The organism is Variovorax guangxiensis, from assembly GCF_003952165.1.
In the GTDB taxonomy this organism is placed as follows: domain Bacteria; phylum Pseudomonadota; class Gammaproteobacteria; order Burkholderiales; family Burkholderiaceae_C; genus Variovorax; species Variovorax guangxiensis.
The window spans coordinates 293,145-309,629 of sequence record NZ_RXFT01000008.1; the positions used below are offsets into that span (position 1 = coordinate 293,145).

12 protein-coding genes and 1 pseudogene are annotated in these 16,485 nt (G+C 67.1%); 8 read left to right on the plus strand and 5 right to left on the minus strand.

Going from position 1 to position 16,485, the window contains the following annotated elements:
* Position 1: 1 nt before the first annotated feature.
* The 3 genes and pseudogenes from EJP67_RS20260 to EJP67_RS34260 form a co-directional block, all read right to left on the minus strand.
* Entirely contained in the window at positions 2-877 is an 876-nt protein-coding gene (locus tag EJP67_RS20260) for an OmpA family protein (protein WP_240650721.1), read from the minus strand.
* 37 nt (positions 878-914) lie between these two features.
* Positions 915-4,631, minus strand: coding sequence for a beta strand repeat-containing protein (locus tag EJP67_RS20265; protein ID WP_476718480.1), 3,717 nt, complete (start codon positions 4,629-4,631; stop codon positions 915-917).
* 333 nt (positions 4,632-4,964) lie between these two features.
* A pseudogene (locus tag EJP67_RS34260) lies at positions 4,965-5,111 on the minus strand (ESPR domain-containing protein); the annotation flags it as partial.
* 425 nt (positions 5,112-5,536) lie between these two features.
* Between EJP67_RS34260 and EJP67_RS20270 the strand changes: the two are divergent.
* From EJP67_RS20270 to EJP67_RS20300, 7 genes are all read left to right on the plus strand, one after another.
* The gene (locus tag EJP67_RS20270) at positions 5,537-6,382 is read left to right on the plus strand and encodes a PASTA domain-containing protein (RefSeq protein ID WP_206169531.1); all 846 of its coding nucleotides are present in this window, start codon (positions 5,537-5,539) and stop codon (positions 6,380-6,382) included.
* 175 nt (positions 6,383-6,557) lie between these two features.
* Positions 6,558-7,517, plus strand: a complete 960-nt coding sequence (locus EJP67_RS20275) for a DUF72 domain-containing protein (protein ID WP_126023491.1) — start codon at positions 6,558-6,560, stop codon at positions 7,515-7,517.
* Positions 7,518-7,604: 87 nt separating this feature from the next.
* A complete protein-coding gene (locus EJP67_RS20280; RefSeq protein ID WP_126023492.1) occupies positions 7,605-9,470 on the plus strand; it encodes a DUF1963 domain-containing protein in 1,866 nt (621 codons plus the stop codon).
* 164 nt (positions 9,471-9,634) lie between these two features.
* Entirely contained in the window at positions 9,635-10,600 is a 966-nt protein-coding gene (locus EJP67_RS20285; RefSeq protein WP_126023493.1) for a glycosyltransferase family 2 protein, read from the plus strand.
* Positions 10,601-10,610: 10 nt separating this feature from the next.
* Positions 10,611-11,873 (plus strand): TCR/Tet family MFS transporter, encoded by a 1,263-nt coding sequence (locus tag EJP67_RS20290; protein WP_126023494.1) that lies wholly within the window; start codon positions 10,611-10,613, stop codon positions 11,871-11,873.
* A 247-nt stretch (positions 11,874-12,120) separates the two neighbouring features.
* Positions 12,121-12,543, plus strand: a complete 423-nt coding sequence (locus tag EJP67_RS20295) for a tripartite tricarboxylate transporter TctB family protein (protein ID WP_338067706.1) — start codon at positions 12,121-12,123, stop codon at positions 12,541-12,543.
* Positions 12,544-12,559: 16 nt separating this feature from the next.
* Positions 12,560-14,086, plus strand: coding sequence for a tripartite tricarboxylate transporter permease (locus EJP67_RS20300; protein WP_126023495.1), 1,527 nt, complete (start codon positions 12,560-12,562; stop codon positions 14,084-14,086).
* Between the two features lie 109 nt (positions 14,087-14,195).
* Here EJP67_RS20300 and EJP67_RS20305 read toward each other — a convergent pair whose 3' ends face one another.
* A complete protein-coding gene (locus EJP67_RS20305; RefSeq protein WP_126023496.1) occupies positions 14,196-15,101 on the minus strand; it encodes an AraC family transcriptional regulator in 906 nt (301 codons plus the stop codon).
* A gap of 115 nt (positions 15,102-15,216) precedes the next feature.
* On the opposite strand from EJP67_RS20305, the gene EJP67_RS20310 reads away from it, so the two are divergent.
* Positions 15,217-15,966, plus strand: coding sequence for an SDR family oxidoreductase (locus tag EJP67_RS20310; RefSeq protein WP_126023497.1), 750 nt, complete (start codon positions 15,217-15,219; stop codon positions 15,964-15,966).
* Between the two features lie 28 nt (positions 15,967-15,994).
* Here EJP67_RS20310 and EJP67_RS33825 read toward each other — a convergent pair whose 3' ends face one another.
* Complete coding sequence (locus EJP67_RS33825) at positions 15,995-16,435, minus strand: hypothetical protein (RefSeq protein ID WP_206169532.1); 441 nt, start codon at positions 16,433-16,435, stop codon at positions 15,995-15,997.
* Positions 16,436-16,485 lie beyond the last annotated feature (50 nt).

Here is a 16,485-nt window from a genome sequence, read left to right on the forward strand (position 1 = left end):
ATCACCGCACGAACACCTCGATCTCCACGCGCCGGTTCGGCGCGAGGCAGTCGATCAGCTCGGCCCGCTTCGCCGTCTGCGCGCATTGCACCTTCGGCTCCGACTCGCCCTTGCCCTGCACCTGGATGGCCTGCGCCGGCACGCCCGAGCGCACCAGGTAGTCGCGCACGGTCTCGGCGCGAGCCAGCGAGAGTGCCTGGTTGTATGCAGTGGTGCCGAGCCGGTCGGTGTGACCGGTGATCCTGATCGACTCCACGGGGCCGGCGCTGCCCCTGATGTCGCCCGCCAGTGCGTCGAGCCTGCGCCGTCCTTCGGGCAGCAGGTCGGACAGCGAGCGGCCGTCGAAGCGGAACAGGCCGTCGGCGCCGAGCGTGGTCCTCGTGGCGGCAGCGGCCGGCCGGGCGGCTACGGGCGTGGCCGCCGCGCGCGTCGGGCGCAGCAGGTCGGCGCAGCCCGGGCCCTTCCAGTACATGCCGTTGGTCAGCACGTCCGCGTTGAAGCGCACCATGTACTGGCAGCTGATGTACTCCGGCCCCGCGCCGGTGCGGAAGTGGAAGATGTAGTTCCACTCGCGCACGCCGCCCAGCCCTTCGCTGAAGTGCGGGAAGCCCAGCAGTTCGCGGACCTGGTCCTTGCCCATGCCGGTGCGCATGGTGCGCAGGGCATCGAGGCTGGGGAAGGCCCCCTGCTTCCACTTGGCCGATTCCGGGGAGGGGAACTCGTCGTCCTTCGGCGGCGCCGGGTTTTCCGAAGCGGCGCGGGCCTGCATCTCGGGCGTGACGGTGTAGCTCGGGCTGGCGCAGCCGCCGGCCAGCAATGCCGCCATGCAGAGCGCGGAAACAGCGCAGGGGGTCCTGAAGCGGGAGAGCTTGTTCATGATGGGGTTCGTCCGGTTCATCTGTATCGCTTTCCCTTCAGTTGAAGACCCATTCCGCGCCGACGGTGGCGCCCACGCCGGCGCGGCTGGTGGCCACGCCGCCGGTGATGCTCCAGGCGTTGTTCTCCGCGGTGCGGCGGAAGCTCACGCCCACCGCGCTCTGGCCCTTGAACGAGCCCGCGCCGATGCGCATGACCGTCTTGCCCGGCACGTAGCTGCCGGGCATCTGCAGCGCCATGGCGGCGGCGACGCCGGCATAGGCGTTCTTCTCGACACCGTCGAGGCGGTCGCCCAGGGCGTTGATGCGGTTGTTCAGGCCGGCGCTGGTCGCGTTGAGCTGGTTGACGTTGACCGCGTCGGTGCCCGCCACGCCCGGTGCCACGTTGTGCACCGTGACCGGGCCGGTGGCGTTGCTGCCGCCCATGGTCACGCTGTTGTAGTTGGTCGTGCCGTCGGCGTTGGTGTCGTACTTGACCGTCGACTGATCGATCACCGCCACCTGGCCCTGCACGCCCCGCAGCTGCGACACGTTGACCGCGTCGCTGTCGGCAGTGCCCGCGGCCACGCCGGTGATCTGGCGGAACTGGCCGCTGGCGGCATTGCCCACCGACACGGCCGCCAGCGTGCTCGTGGTCGCACCGATGGCGATGCGCTGCGCGTCGGTCGCGGTGGGCGGCACGTAGCCGGCCACGCCCGCCGCCGTCGAAGCCACCGAGCCCGCGCCCAGCGCCACGCCGCCTGCCTGCGTCACGCTGGTGCCGGCGCCCAGCGCCACGCCCTGCACCGCGGCGGCCGAAGACTGCGTGCCCAGCGCGATCGAGTCGGCCAGGTGCGAGGTCGAGCCCTGGCCGATCGCGATGCCGCCGGGCGCGCTCTGCTGCACCACGGCACCGTTGCCGATGCCCACGCCGTTGTTGCCGTTGACCACCGTCTGCGGGCCGACCGCGACGGATTCCGCGCCGATGGCCAGCGAGTCGGCCGCCGTGGAGTTGGCGTGGAAGTACTGGATCGGCGTGACCGCGAAGGACTGCAGCGCGCCGCTGAGCTGGCGCACCGTCACGGCATCCTGCGCCTGCGTGCCGTCGGCGACGTTGGTGATCTGGCGGTAGGTGGTGGCGCTGCCGACGGAGAGCGCGCCCAGCAGCGTGCGGTCGGTCGTGTTGAATGGGATCAGCGAACTGCCCGCGGGGATGTTGCCGGTGCTGCCCGCGACCGCGCGGTCGGACACGGAGCCCGAGCCGAGTGCGATCCCGTTGTCGACGGTGGCGCTCGCATCCTTGCCCACGGCGACGGCGTCTGCACCTGTGGCGCCGTTGTTGTTTTCGTTGCCGCCGCCGGTGGACTGGACGCTGAAGTACCTGATCTTGTTGGCCGTGACCGTGCTGCTCAGGTTCTCGATCGACTGGTTGGTGAAGAAAAGCTGCGAACCGTTGACGGCATCGGTCGACGAGCCCGAGAGCCTGCCGGCCGCCACGTTGGTGATCGTGCGCTCGGCTCCGACCGAACCGACGCTGACTGTGCTCGTCGGCGCGGCGCCGGCGAAGTTGTAGGTCGTGCCGTTGATCACCGTGCTGGCCGTGCCGACGGCCGCGGCCGTGGTGGACCCGGCGCCCAGCGCTACGGCGCCGGCGTTGCTGGCCACGGCGTTCGGCCCGATGGCGACGGAATCCGTCGCCAGCGCCTGGGAGTCGGGCAGGACCGAGTTGGCGTGGAAGTACTTGATGCCCGCACCAGCGTTGATGTTGGTGATGTCGGTCGTGTTCTTCGTGACCTGCAGGTTCGTGGCGTTCAACTGGGAGCCGTTGACGGCGTCGGTCGAGGTGTCGGAGAGCCGGCCGGCGGCCACGTTGGTGATCGTGCGCTCCGCGCCGACGGCACCGATGCTGACCGTGCTGGTCGGCGTCGTGCCGGCGAACTTGTAGGTTGTGCCACCGATCACCGCGTTGGCCGTGCCGACGGCCACGTCCGTCACCGAGCCCGAGCCCAGCGCCACGGCACCGGCATTGTTGGCCACTGCGTTCGGGCCGATGGCGACGGAGTCCGCTCCCACTGCCTGCGAGTCGGGCTGGGTCGAATTGGCGTGGAAATACTTGATGCCCCCGCCGGCGTTGATGTTGGTGATGTCGGCCGTGTTCTTCGTGACCTGCAGGTTCGTGGCGTTCAGCTGCGAGCCGTTGATGGCGTCGGTGGAGGTGTCGGAGATGCGGCCAGCGGCCACGTTGGTGATCGTGCGCTCCGCGCCCACGCTGCCCACGCTCACGGTGCTGGTCGGCGTGGTGCCTTTGAAGTTGTAGACCGTGCCGCCGATGGTCGCGCTGGGCGTTCCCACCGCCGTGGCGGTGACCGAGCCGGAGCCCAGTGCGACGTCGCCCGCATTGGCCGCCGCCGTCGCCGCATCGCCGATGGCCACGCTGCCCGCCTTGCCGACGGCACCTGCCGTGGAGCCGTTGCCCAGGGCCACCGACCCCTGGCCGATCGCCTTGTTGCCGTTGCCGATGGCCACTGCGCCATTGGCCTGGTTGGCCGCGGTGGCCGAGGCCGTGCCGTCGCTGTTGGCGATGTTGTCCGCACCGCCGACGAACGCGCCTGTGCCGCTCGCAAAACTCGGATCGCCGATGGCGACAGCGCCGTTGCCATAGGCCGTGTTGCCGGAGCCGATGGACACGGCCTTGCCGCCGGTGGCGGTGGCGTTGGTGCCGATTGCAACCGCTTCGGCCGAATCCGCCCGGGTGTTGCTGCCGACCGCGATGGTGTTAAGGGCCGAGGCGCTGGACAGGCGGCCGATGGCGATCGCTTCCGTCTGGGTCGCGGACGACTCTCCGCCGACGGCAATGGCATTGGTTCCTGCTGCATTGGCGCCGGCGGTCGTGTTGCCGCCAACCGCCACGGAACCGGTGCCAGTGGCGCGCACTGCGGTGGCGGCGGTGGTCCCGCCCGAGCCGAGCGCGGTGGCGTTGTCGGCGCCCGCATTGGTTCGGGTACCGATCGAAACCGAGTCGACGCCGGTCGCGTGATTTGCGATACCCATCGCGACAGCGCGTGTCTGGGACGCCTCCACGTCCGTGCCGACGGCGATGGCGGCATCCGCCGTGGCGCCCGTTCCCGCCACTGTGCGTGCGCCAAGGTTGATGGAATTTATCTGGGAAGCCACAGCCTGGAAGCCGATCGCGATGGCGTTGCGGCCGCTTGCGCCGGCGCTGGTGCCTTGCGCGATGGCGTCCTGTGCGGAAGCAGTCGCGTTCAGGCCGATCGACGTCGTCGCGTTGGCCGCGACGCCGATCCCCGCATTGGTGCCGATGGCGATGTTGTCGTTGCCGCTGACCAGGTTGCCTGCGGAGGCCTTCAAGGTGGCATCGTAGGCGACCGCGCCGTCGCCTGCGCCGAAGGCGATGTTGCGCGTTCCCGTGACGCCTGAGCCGGCACCCCGCATCGCGCTCGCGATGCCTCCTCCCATGGCGGTGTTCTGCGCGCCGCTGACCAGTGTTCCCGCGGCAATGCCCACTGCGGCCGAACCCGTATTGGCGCTCGTCGAGCCCGCGCCCGCACCCTGGCCGACCGCGACCGAACTGGCCCCGCTCGCGACCGCCTGTGCTCCGAGCGCAAGCGAACTGTTCCCCAGCGCCCGGGCGGCGTTCCCTACGGCAGTGGCTGCCTCGTCGCTTGCCTTTGCCGTGGAACCGAGGGCTGTTGCCGTCTGGGCGGTTGCGGCAGACTGCACGCCGATGGCAACGGCAGCGTTGCCGCTTGCGGTCACGTCCGTGCCGATTGCGATCGAACTCTCGCTCAGAGCGCCTGTTCCCGCAGCGGTACGTGCGCCCAGGTAAAGGGAATTGATCGCAGAGGCAATGGCGCCGAAGCCGAGAGTCACGGCATTCAGGCCCGTACTGCTGGCGCCATAACCTATGGCAGTGGCACCGCCGGCAGTTGCTTGAGACTGCTGCCCCACGCAGGTTGCGCTGCCGCTGTAGTAGTTATAAGGGGCCGTGGTGCAAATTGCCGACTGCGCATGCGCCATCGAGGCCCCTCCGAGTCCTCCCATGGCCAACAGTGCACTCATGACGCCCGCGCGCCAGTGCCCTGACCGGAGCAATGTGAGCGCGCGGGGCGCTGCATCCACGCGGCTCCCGCCGCGTTTTCCTCCAGCGGAAGTGATTTCAGACGCCGCTACCCAGGCGCCGAGGGATTCGTTCCACAACGAACGATAAGTCTTGTTCATGAGCCCCGTCCCATCCATTCAAAAGGTCGTTGAACGGCCAAAACCGTTCGGGCTCCCTGTGCAATTTTCAAATTATTTTTTGCAAACAAATCTTATTGAATGAATTGAAGGAGGCGCCTTTTAATGTCTCATTTTGGAGTCAGATTGCCGAATTGATTTGAATTTTAAATCAAGCCAAATGTCAAAATAGTAATATGAAGATACTCTTTGAATTATTTTGTTGTATTTTTTAAAAAATCAGCCGTTTAGATATAAGTTGTAATCACATTTTTGATATGGATCGCGCTCGAAAATCTATTTGATTTTTTATTGAATTTGATATTTCCATGCCGGACGCGGTGTCCGGGGAAGCGCGCATGCCGCGACTCGTCGTGATAATCCCGGCCGATCCCGAATGGCAACGCCGCTTCGGAGCCTTCCCACCACTTCTCTCCATCCCCGTCATGTCTTCCCACTTCTGCTTTCCTGTCATTGCTGCATCCGTCGCCCTCGCACTCGGCTTTGCGCCGAGCTTGCCGGCCGTGGCGCAAACGGGCGCACCGGCGCCGCGCGTGCAGTCCGACCTGAAGGACATCCGCATGCGGGCGATCACCAGCCTGCCCAAGGCGGGCGGCAGCGCCGACGACCGCAATAGCTGCTCATGGCGCGTGATCCAGCCGAAGTCGCCAGCGGCCAAATTGGTGGCCGCGCAGGGCTGGGCGGTGACCGCCGATGTGCCGATGGGTTCCTATCGCGCCGTCAGCTTCGCTGGCCAGATGGAAGCCGGAACCAGCGGCACCTGCACGATCACCCAGGGCAACGTGGCGGTGTTCGATGGCGACAGGCTCGTCGCGCTGGCCTACGGCAAGTCGCCCGAAGACCCCGCCATCGGCAACCTGACCGCGCTGGAAGGCGGCTCCGTGCGCGTGTGGGACGGCGACCTCGTCGGCTCGCCGGTGGGCGACCTGCGCGTCGAGGCTGATGGCACCCTGCACCTCGGCAAGCCGGCCGACGAGGAGTCGGTCTGCAAGGGCCGAGCCAAGGTGCCGAACGTCTACGGCATGCCGATCGACAAGGCGCGCAAGGTTCTGGCTGCCAGCGGATGGAATCCGGTGCGCGGCGGGGCCAGCAGCGAGGCCCGGCAGGCCGGGTTTGTCAAGCGCGGCATCGCCGAAGCCGAGTCCTGCGCGGGCACCGGCCTTGCCTATTGCGACTTCGGCTATTCCGGTCCGGCCGGCCGGCTGACCGTGACCACGGCGGGAGAGAAGAGCCTTCCGGACGTCGTCGGTTACGACGTCAACTGCCGCTGATGCAGATGAAGCCTGGCGCCGCGCACTGAAGCCGGGCAGGGCGGGGCGGGGCGGGGCGGATTCAGGCAGGCGATGCCTGCGCACCTACACGGGTTGTCCGGCCGTTCCCACATTCGCCCGCATCGCGACGCAAAAGCATCGACTCCGGATCGAGTACCGGCACCGGAGCACAGACTTGGCAACCCCGTCCACCCGAAGAACGCGCACGCGAGCGGCGAAAAAGCCGCATGGAGACATCCGCATCGGAATCTCCGGCTGGCGGTACGCGCCGTGGCGGGGCCGCTTCTATCCGGCCGGGCTGGCACAGCGCAACGAGCTTGCCTTCGCCTCGCGCATGCTGCCCAGCATCGAACTCAACGGATCGTTCTATTCGCTGCAGCGCCCCGAGTCGTACGAGACATGGCGCGACCAGACGCCCGACGGCTTCGTGTTCGCGGTCAAGGGCTCGCGCTACATCACGCACATGCTGCAGCTCAAGGACGTGCGCCCGGCGCTCGCCAACTTCTTCGCCTCGGGCGTGCTCACACTGGGCCGCAAGCTCGGCCCCATCCTCTGGCAGCTTCCTCCGCGCATGCGCTACGACGCCGAGCGCGTCGAAGCCTTTCTCTCGCTGCTGCCGCACGATGCCAAGGCCGCGTCGGCGCTGGCGCGCGAGCACGACGAGCGCATGAACGGGCGGTCCTCGATGAAGGCCCCGCGCGGCCTTCGCATCCGCCATGCCATCGAAGTGCGCAACCGCAGCTTTGCCGACCCCGATTTCATCGCCACGCTGCGCCGGCACGGCGTGGCCCTGGTGGTGGCCGACACCGCGGGCCGCTGGCCGATGCTCGAAGACATGACGGCGGACTTCGTCTACATCCGGCTGCACGGAGACAAGGAGCTCTACGCCAGCGGCTATGGCGACGCCGCACTCGACCGCTGGGCCGAGCGCATCGAAGCATGGAGCCAGGGCCGTCAGGTCTGCGACGCCAGGCTTGCTTCGGATGTCGGTGCACGGCGGGGCCGGCACGATGTGTACTGCTACTTCGACAACGACACCAAGGTGCGCGCGCCCTACGACGCGGCGCACCTGGCGATGCGGCTGGGGCTTCCGACGGGCTTCGAGCCGGAGGAGAAAGCCCGCCACCGGGGATGAGAGAGCCCGACCAGGTTGTGGCTGCCGCACGTGGCGCCTTCAACGGCTGATAGGCTCGCGTGCTCTACCGGGCGGAGCCTTTCAACAATGTCCAGCAACAAGTTCCAGATCGGCAAGTGCGCATTCGAGTTCGCGCCGGATACCCAGGTCGTCTTCGAGGATGGCGGCATGTCCTTCGAACTGAAGGCTCGGCCCGTCGCCTTCGACAAGGCGCTGCACGCGCCGCCCTTCGACCCCGAGGGCTCCGACAACCCGGCGCCGGGGCAGGTTGCTCCTTCGTTCCGCTCCTCGACCTTTCACTTCCATGACAACCACGACACGCCGCACCGGCGCGTGCGCTACCTGAAGGATCAGCCGACGCACGGCTTCTATCTCTGGGAGAAGGGCTTCGACTTCGGCACGCGCTTCTTCGGCGAGATCGACCTGCGGCCCGACCGCATCGAAATGCACGGCCTGCTGCGGCACGACTACGAGACGGACGAGGAGGGCGTTGCGGTCGATGTGGTGTGGCACTGCACGCCGGGAGAGGTGGAACTGCGCGCGCACACCTACGGCAGCTTCGATGAGGCGATGGCTGCTCCGCCAGAGCGCGTGCGGCGGTTGATCATCAGCCATTGGGATGCCGTGTGGCGCGAGGAACTGCTGCGCTTCACGCAGCTCGAGTTCCTGTCGATGGAAGACCTGTGGACGGGCAACCCCGAGAAGGCCGTCACGGCCTTGCCCGAATCCCTTTGCATGCTGACGCGCCTGCGCGAGCTGCATCTGCGCAGCCGCCATATCGCCCGTCTTCCCGAGAACCTCGGGACGCTCGAATCGCTGGAAGTGCTTTCGCTCCAGCACTGCCGGATCGAAGCATTGCCCGACAGCATCGGAAAGCTCGCGCGGCTGCAGAGGCTGCTGCTGGACGGCAACCAGCTCAGGACCCTGCCCGAATCGGTGGGCCACCTGCCGGCCCTCAAGCTGCTGAGCATCAACCGCAATCCCTTCGAGTCGCTGCCGGCCTCGCTGCGGAACATCGCGAAGGTCAATATCGAGAGGAAGAACGAAGCGCTCTTCCGCGACATCCGCTATCGCCCCGACGTGGAGGTCGCGATCGACCGCGAGGCCTTCATGGCACGCAGCAGCCCGCTGCATGTGGCGATGCTGGGCGATGCCCTGGCACGCCACGATCTCAAGGCTTACGAAGAGCCGCTTCGGCGCCACGCGCGCCAGGCACTGCGCCTGCGCACCACGGAGCCCGAGGATCATGCGACCCCGGGCAGCACGCGCATCGGCGGCACGCCCGACCTGCCGCCCGGCATCGACTACCCGGTCACCGATGGAAAGCTCTGGCGCTTCTATGCACAGATCGATCTCGCGGACATCGCCGCGCTGCAGTCGTGGCTGCCGCGCACCGGCCGCCTCTACTTCTTCGGCGAGGGCCAGGAGAAGGGCGACGGTGTGCGCGTGCTGCATTCGAATGCTTCTGCCGCCGAGCTGCAGCCCTATGCATGGCCGGAGGGCGCGGAGTTCGCCGATGGTTCCGACGTGAGCGACGCTCATGAAGGCTACAAGGTCCGCATCGACGCCACCGTGTCGCTGCCGAACCTCTACAACGCCGGAGGAGGTCGCCTGAGCGGTGAAGACGCCTCGCTGCTCGAGATCGACAGGGACGACAAGCTGCAGGAAGCGTATTGGGCGCTCGAAGCCGAACTCGCCGGCGATGGCGAGCGCAGGAACGGCGCACACCTGATGAACGCACACGTCTTCACGCAGCACGAGAACCCGCAGGAGCAGGCCTCGCGCGAAAGGGGCGGCCTGCCGCAGGAATGGATCAACCTGCTCACGCTCGATTCGGACAACAAGCCCGGCTTCTGCTTCTGGGATGCCGGCACCTTCACCTTCAGCATCCACGAGAAGGACCTGGCCCTGGGCGACTTCTCGCGCGTGCACTGGAGCCTGGAAAGCAGCTGAGTCCGCGTCGTTGGTGCGGACTAGAACTTTCGCAGTCCCGCTCGCGTTGTTCTTTCGCAATACCCGCATTCCGCCGTGCCGGATGAGGCGTCGGCACGCATTCCCATACCTAGAATCGCGCCGGTCCGGGCGTCCGCCCGGCCCCATCAACCGGAGAAGCCGCGATGTCCTTTTCGTTCGGTGCCGTCGTCGTCACGTACTTCCCCACCGACGGGCAACTGACGAATCTCCATACGCTTTCGCGCTCGTGTCCGCGTCTGTGCGTGGTCGACAACACGCCGGAGCCGGGCGGCTGGCATGGCGCACTCGCCGATGCGGGAATCACCGTGCTGCACAACGGCAACCGTGGCGGCATCGCGGGCGCATTCAACTGCGGCATCACCGAGCTCGAAGCGCAAGGCGTCGAACTCTTCTTCCTGCTCGACCAGGATTCGGTGCTGCCCGCTGGCTACTTCGACGCAATGTGCCAGGCGGCGGAGACGGCACAGGGAAAGGCTTCCGGTGAAGGCAAGCAAGCCGCTGCCTTCCTGATCGGCCCGCTCGTCCACGACACCAACCTCGACGCGCTGATCCCGCAATTCGGCCTGCAGGGCAAGCGCGTCTACCAGCTCGACCTGCGCAAGCCCTTTACCGAGCCGCTGTCGCGCTGCGCCTTCATGATCTCGTCGGGCTCTCTGATCTCGCGCGGGGCCTGGGCCAAGGTCGGGCACTTCGACGAGCGCTACGTGATCGACCACGTCGACACCGACTACTGCATGCGCGCCCTGCGCAGCGAGGTGCCGCTCTATCTCAACACGCAGGTGGTGCTGCGGCACCAGATCGGCGACCTCGAGGCGAAGTCGCTGTTCGGCTGGAAGATCTACGTCATCAACTATCCGGCCGTGCGGCGCTACTACATCTCGCGCAATGCACTCGACCTCTCGCTGGCGCACATGCGTGCCTTTCCGGCGATCCTGTTCATCAACGTCTACACGCTCAAGCAGATCCTGCCCATGCTGATCTTCGAGCGCGACCGCTTGAGAAAGAGCGTCGCGCTGCTGGTCGGCTGCCTCGACGGCCTGCTCGGCAGGCTCGGTGGCATCCGCGAGGTGCGCCCGCGCGTGGGCAAGTACCTGAGCCGCAGCGGCTGAGAGTGCAGCGATGAATTCGACCCTTCAAGCACCGCGCGTGCGCCGCGCCGCGCTCGCCTTCATCTTCGTCACGGTGCTGATCGACTTCCTCGCGTTCGGCCTGATCCTTCCAGGCCTGCCGCATCTGGTGGAGCGGCTGGCCGGCGGCAGCGCCGCGACCGCGGCGTACTGGATCGCGGTGTTCGGCACGGCGTTCGCGGCGATCCAATTCGTGTGCTCGCCGGTGCTGGGCGCGCTGTCCGATCGCTTCGGGCGGCGGCCTGTGATCCTGCTGTCATGCCTGGGCCTTGCCGTCGACTTCGTGTTCATGGCCCTTGCCGACAGCCTGCCGTGGCTCTTCATCGGCCGCGTGGTGTCGGGCGTGTTCTCGGCCAGCCTCACCACCGCCAATGCCTACATCGCCGACGTGACGGCGCCGGAAGAAAGAGCCAGGAGCTACGGTATCGTGGGCGCGGCCTTCGGCGTGGGCCTGGTGCTCGGTCCGGTGCTCGGCGGCCAGTTGAGCCACGTCGATGCCCGCCTGCCGTTCTGGTTCGCGGCCGGCCTCACGATGCTCAACTTCTGCTACGGGTGGTTCGTGCTGCCCGAATCGCTGCCGCCAGAGCGGCGCAGCCGGAAGTTCGACTGGTCGCATGCCAACCCGGTCGGCTCGCTGATGCTGCTGAAGCGCTATCCGCAGGTGTTCGGCCTGGCGGCGGTGATCTTCCTGGTCAACCTCGCGCAGTACGTGTACCCGAGCGTGTTCGTGCTCTTCGCCGACTACCGCTTCCAGTGGAAGGAAGACACCGTGGGCTGGGTGCTCGGCCTGGTGGGCGTGCTGAGCGTGGTGGTCAACGCGCTGCTGATCGGGCCGGGCGTGAAGCGTTTCGGCGAGCGCGCGGCGCTGCTGTTCGGGCTGGGTTGCGGCGTGCTGGGCTTCGCGATCTGCGGCGTGGCCGATGCCGTGGCGGTCTTCATGCTCGCGCTGCCGTTGTGCACCTTGCTGGCCTTCGCGGGGCCGGCAGCGCAGGTGCTGGTCACGCGGCAGGTCGACGCGGCGCAGCAGGGGCGCATCCAGGGCGCGCTGACGAGCCTGGTGTCGGTGGCGGGCATCGTCGGGCCCGCGGCCTTCGCCGGAAGCTTCGGCTATTTCATCGGCGTGGACGCACCGGTGCAGCTGCCGGGCGCGCCGTTCTTCATTGCCGCACTGTTCCTGTGCGTGGGCACGCTGGTCGCCTGGCGCTGCACGCGGCCGGCGGCGGCCACAGGCGAAGCGGTGGTCGAGCCAACCTGACCAACCTGACGGCGCGCCGGCTGCCGTCTCAGCGGATCGGGGCCGGCGCAAGTGGCCGCTCCCCCGTGCGACTGCGCGGTCGCGGGGTACTCGTCGGCCCGTCCGTACGTAATTCCCCTTACGGCTGCGTCAGATTGCAATCAGTTTGGCGCCAGAGCATGCAGGGGTCCGGACTTCCGCCCGGATGGAGACGATCAGCCCCGGTTTGCCGGTGCCGGTGATTTCGAAACCCATCGCACAAGAAGAGATGAAAAACAGAACCCTTGTCAGAGGCTTGTTCCTCATGGCGATAGCGCTGGCCTTCGGCCTGACCTCGCTTCGCTACCCCATCGGAGACTTGAGCCGTGCCGGCCCCGGTTTGTTCCCCGCCATGATCAGCGCGATGCTGCTGGTGATCGCGGTTTCCACCGTGATCCGGTCGTTCTTCGTGGAGCGCGTGGCGCTGGAGTTCAACTTCAAGAACATCTCGCTGATCCTGGGCAGCCTCTGCGGCCTGGCGGTGATCTCCATGTACGTGAACATGATCGCCGGGATCATCTTCATGGTCTTCTGCTCGGGCTTCGCCGCGTCGTCCTACTCGGTCATGCGCAACGTGAAGATCTCCGCCGGGCTGGTCGTCATGGCGCTGGCCCTGCAGAAGCTGCTCGGCCTGAACCTTCCGCTGTACTGAGGAAGGACCGAGCATCATGGAAGTCCTCAACAACCTCGCGTTCGGGTTCTCGCATGCCCTGACCATGCAGAACCTGCTGTTCTGCGCCATCGGCTGCACGGTGGGCACGCTCGTCGGCCTGCTGCCGGGCCTCGGCCCGCTGGCCACCATCAGCCTGCTGCTGCCGCTGACCTACTCCATTCCCACCACCGGCGCGCTCATCATGCTGGCCGGCATCTACTACGGCGCGCAGTACGGCGACAGCGTCAGCGCCATCACGATGAAGATCCCGCATGCGAGCAGCATCGTGGCCTGCATCGACGGCTATGCGATGACGCTCAAGGGCCAGACGGGCCTCGCGCTCTTCACCGCGGGCTTCTCCAGCTTCATCGGCGGCACGGTCGCCATCCTGGTGCTGTCGTTCCTCGCGCCCGTGCTCGGTGAAGTGGCCTTCCTGTTCGGGCCCGCCGACTACGTCGCGATGATGCTCGTGGGCTTCGTGTGCGTGAGCTTCGTGACCACCGGCAGCCTGCTGAACGGCCTGGCGATGTGCATGATCGGCGTGCTGCTCGGCACCATCGGCACCGACGTGAACAGCGGCATGCAGCGCTTCACGCTCGACCTGCCGTTCCTGGTCGACGGCGTTGGCATCGTGAGCATCGCGCTGGGCTGCTTCGGCATTGCCGAGATCACCAAGAACCTCGACTCGCGCGAGGAGCGCTCGCCCTTCAACGGCAAGATCAACCTGATCCCGACCTGGGCCGAGTTCAAGCGGATCATTCCGAGCGCCCTGCGCGGCAGCGCGGTCGGCTCCTTCCTGGGCATCCTGCCCGGCGGCGGCCCGACCATCGCCCAGTTCGCCGCCTACGCGATCGACAAGAAGGTCAGCAAGTACAAGCATGAGATCGGCACCGGCTGCATCGAAGGCGTGGCCGGCCAGGCCGCGGCCGACGAGGCCGCCGCGCGCACCAGCTTCATTCCGCTGATGAGCATCGGCATCCCCGAGAACGCCGTCATGGCGCTGATGCTGGCCGCCTTCATCATCAAGGGCATCCAGCCCGGCCCGAACATGATCGGCAGCCACCCCGAACTGTTCTGGGGCCTGGTGGCCAGCATGTGGATCGGCAACGTTTTCCTGCTGGTGCTGAACGTGCCGCTGGTGCGCTACTGGCTGTCGGTGTTCAAGATTCCGTACGCGGTGCTGTTCCCGTCGATCCTGTTCTTCTGCTGCATCGGCACCTACAGCGTGAACAACAGCCTCGAGGACATCTTCATCACCGCCGCCTTCGGCTTCATGGGCTACATGTTCATGCGGCTGGAGCTCGAAGCTGCGCCGCTGATGCTGGGCTTCATTCTCGGCCCGATGCTGGAGGAGAACTTCCGCCGCGCCATGCTGCTGAGCCGCGGCAGCTTCGGCATCTTCGCCACGCGCCCGATCAGCGCCACGCTGCTGAGCCTGGTCGGCGTGTTCATCGTGTGGCAGGTGACTTCGTTCCTGATCAAGGTGCGCAAGAACAAGGGCGCGGCCCTGCCGCCGCAACCCGTGGCGGCGATGGAGGAATAAACACGCCTGCCGGCCGCTTCGGCGGCAAGCAACGATAGACCTGTTCGCCGCGTTGCCCGCCTGGGTAACGCGGCGAACTGCTTTGAGGTGGCCCCGTTCGCGCGCACCGTCAGTGCATGCGCGCGAACTTCCCCGGCGGCTGCCCCACATGCCGGCTGAACGCCGTGCTGAAGGTGCTGGCCGAACCGTAGCCCACCCGCTCGGCCACTTCCGCGATCGCAAGCTCGTCGCCGCGCAGAAGCTGCTTGGCCAGGGCCATGCGCCACGACAGCAGATATTCCATCGGCGGCATGCCGACAGCGCGGCTGAAGCGGTCGAAGAAGGCGGAGCGCGATAGCGCGCTCTTGCGCGCCAGCTGTTCCACCGTCCAGCCGCGGGCGGGGTCGCCATGCATGTGGCGGAACGCAGCCGCGAGCCGCTTGTCCGCCAGGCCGCGCAGCAGACCGGGCGGCGCCTCTTCGCCGGAGGTGGTGCGCAGCGCTTCCACCAGCAGCACTTCCACGAGCCGGATTAGCACCAGCTCGCGGCCCGGCCGGCGCTCCAGCGATTCCTCGCGCACCAGCTGCGTCAGCAGCGGAAGCTTCTGCGAACCCCGCACGTGCAGCACGGCGGGAAGCAGCGACACCAGCATCGCCGAATCGGGCGAGTCGAACTCGAAGTAGCCGCCCAGCATCCGTACCTCGGGCCGGCCGCCGCGCGTGCCGTGGCGTATCTCGCTGCCGCTCGTGTCCATGGCCGCCTTGCGCGCGTCGATGGGCACCGGCGTGCCCGGCTCCAGGCTCGTCATCGTGAAGCCGGGCGTGGTGGGCAGCAGCACGAAGTCTCCCGCGGTGAGCGTCAGCGTTTCCTCTCCATCGACCGACAGCAGGCAACTGCCTTCGAGCAACGCGCAGAAGCTCGGCAGGCCGAACTGCGTGTAACGCACGCCCCAGCGCCCGGCCCCGCTGATCACCTTCGAGAACACCGCCCGGGGCTTGAGCAGCGCGATCACATGCGACAGCGGGTCGATGGCCATGGGTGGACTTTCACAAACAAATGATGGACTGATGATTGTAGATAGTCCGGTAGGTCGAGCCTATCGTACGAGTTCCTTCCAACCGCTCGTTCACTTACCCATTCAGAGGACCACCATGAAGACTGTTCTGATCACCGGCTGCTCGTCCGGCTACGGCCTTGCCACTGCGCGCCATTTCCATGCTCAAGGCTGGAACGTCGTCGCGACCATGCGCAAGCCGCAAGACGGACTTTTCGAAGACTCCCCGCGCATGCGCGTGCTTGCGCTCGACGTGACGCGGCCCGAGAGCATCGTCGCCGCGCTGGACGCGGCAGGCCCTGTCGACGTGCTCGTCAACAACGCCGGCATCGGCCTGTTCGGTGCCTTCGAGGCCACGCCGATGGCGACGACGCGCGAGCTCTTCGAGACCAACACCTTCGGCGTGATGGCCATGACGCAGGCCGTGCTGCCCGCGTTCCGCGAGCGCCGCGGGGGCGTGGTCGTCAACGTGACTTCGAGCGCGACCCTTGCGCCCATGCCCCTGGTTGCGGTCTACACCGCCAGCAAGACGGCGGTCGAGGGCTTCACGGCCTCGCTGGCTCACGAACTGAGGGCATTCGATGTCGCCGTGAAGCTCGTCGAACCCGGCTACGCGCCCACGACGCGATTCACCGAGAACGGTGGCGAGCGGATGCAGGGCCTGATCACCGAGCCGTATGCGCCCCTTGCTCAGTCGATCTTCGGTGCGCTGGCGCAGGCCACGCAACTGACGAAGGAGTTGGATGTCGCCGAGGCGGTCTGGCGCGCGGCGAACGATGCGACGGGGCAACTGCGATTTCCGGCGGGCGCCGACGCGGTCGCGCTGGCGCAGCGGGGCGCGGGTTGAGGCAGCCGTCCGGCGCCGGCCGCGAGCTTCAGCCTGCCGTTGCCGCAGTTGCGGTCGCAGGCGCAGGTGCAGATGCAGATGCAGATGCAGATGCAATCGCAGCCGCGGTGGCCGGCGAGGCCTCGGGCTCGCACTGCAGCGCGCTGTCGGTGCCGGGGATGGGCGCGGTGAGGATCTGGGCCAGCCAGTGGTCGAGCGTGTCGTCCGGCGGTGCTGTGGGGCGATGCTCGCGGGCCGAGGGCTCCGCGGCGCCGGAGGCTCCGCGGGTGATGGGGCTCACCTCGTCGGGAAACCATCTGAAGATGCTGACCTGACTCTTGTAGCCATCACCCGAGCGCACGAAGAGGAATCCCTGCTGTGCGTTGCCTTCCGCGTCGACCGGGACACCGGCAGCCCGAAGGGCCGTGACCCTTGCGCCGGTTTCCATGTCGCGCGGCAGCTTCAAGGTGATGCTTGCGTTGTGGACCATCCGTCTCGCCATGTTCGTACCCTCATGCTTTCTTGCGGCTCGCTGACTCG

Coding starts and splice junctions, on each gene's coding strand:
- EJP67_RS20300 (WP_126023495.1), top strand. CDS start 12,560: ATGGAAGTCCTCAACAACCTCGCGTTCGGGTTCTCGCATGCCCTGACC.
- EJP67_RS20280 (WP_126023492.1), top strand. CDS start 7,605: ATGTCCAGCAACAAGTTCCAGATCGGCAAGTGCGCATTCGAGTTCGCG.
- EJP67_RS20290 (WP_126023494.1), top strand. CDS start 10,611: ATGAATTCGACCCTTCAAGCACCGCGCGTGCGCCGCGCCGCGCTCGCC.
- EJP67_RS20260 (WP_240650721.1), bottom strand. CDS start 877: ATGAACAAGCTCTCCCGCTTCAGGACCCCCTGCGCTGTTTCCGCGCTC.
- EJP67_RS20295 (WP_338067706.1), top strand. CDS start 12,121: ATGAAAAACAGAACCCTTGTCAGAGGCTTGTTCCTCATGGCGATAGCG.
- EJP67_RS20310 (WP_126023497.1), top strand. CDS start 15,217: ATGAAGACTGTTCTGATCACCGGCTGCTCGTCCGGCTACGGCCTTGCC.
- EJP67_RS20305 (WP_126023496.1), bottom strand. CDS start 15,101: ATGGCCATCGACCCGCTGTCGCATGTGATCGCGCTGCTCAAGCCCCGG.
- EJP67_RS33825 (WP_206169532.1), bottom strand. CDS start 16,435: ATGGTCCACAACGCAAGCATCACCTTGAAGCTGCCGCGCGACATGGAA.
- EJP67_RS20270 (WP_206169531.1), top strand. CDS start 5,537: ATGTCTTCCCACTTCTGCTTTCCTGTCATTGCTGCATCCGTCGCCCTC.
- EJP67_RS20285 (WP_126023493.1), top strand. CDS start 9,635: ATGTCCTTTTCGTTCGGTGCCGTCGTCGTCACGTACTTCCCCACCGAC.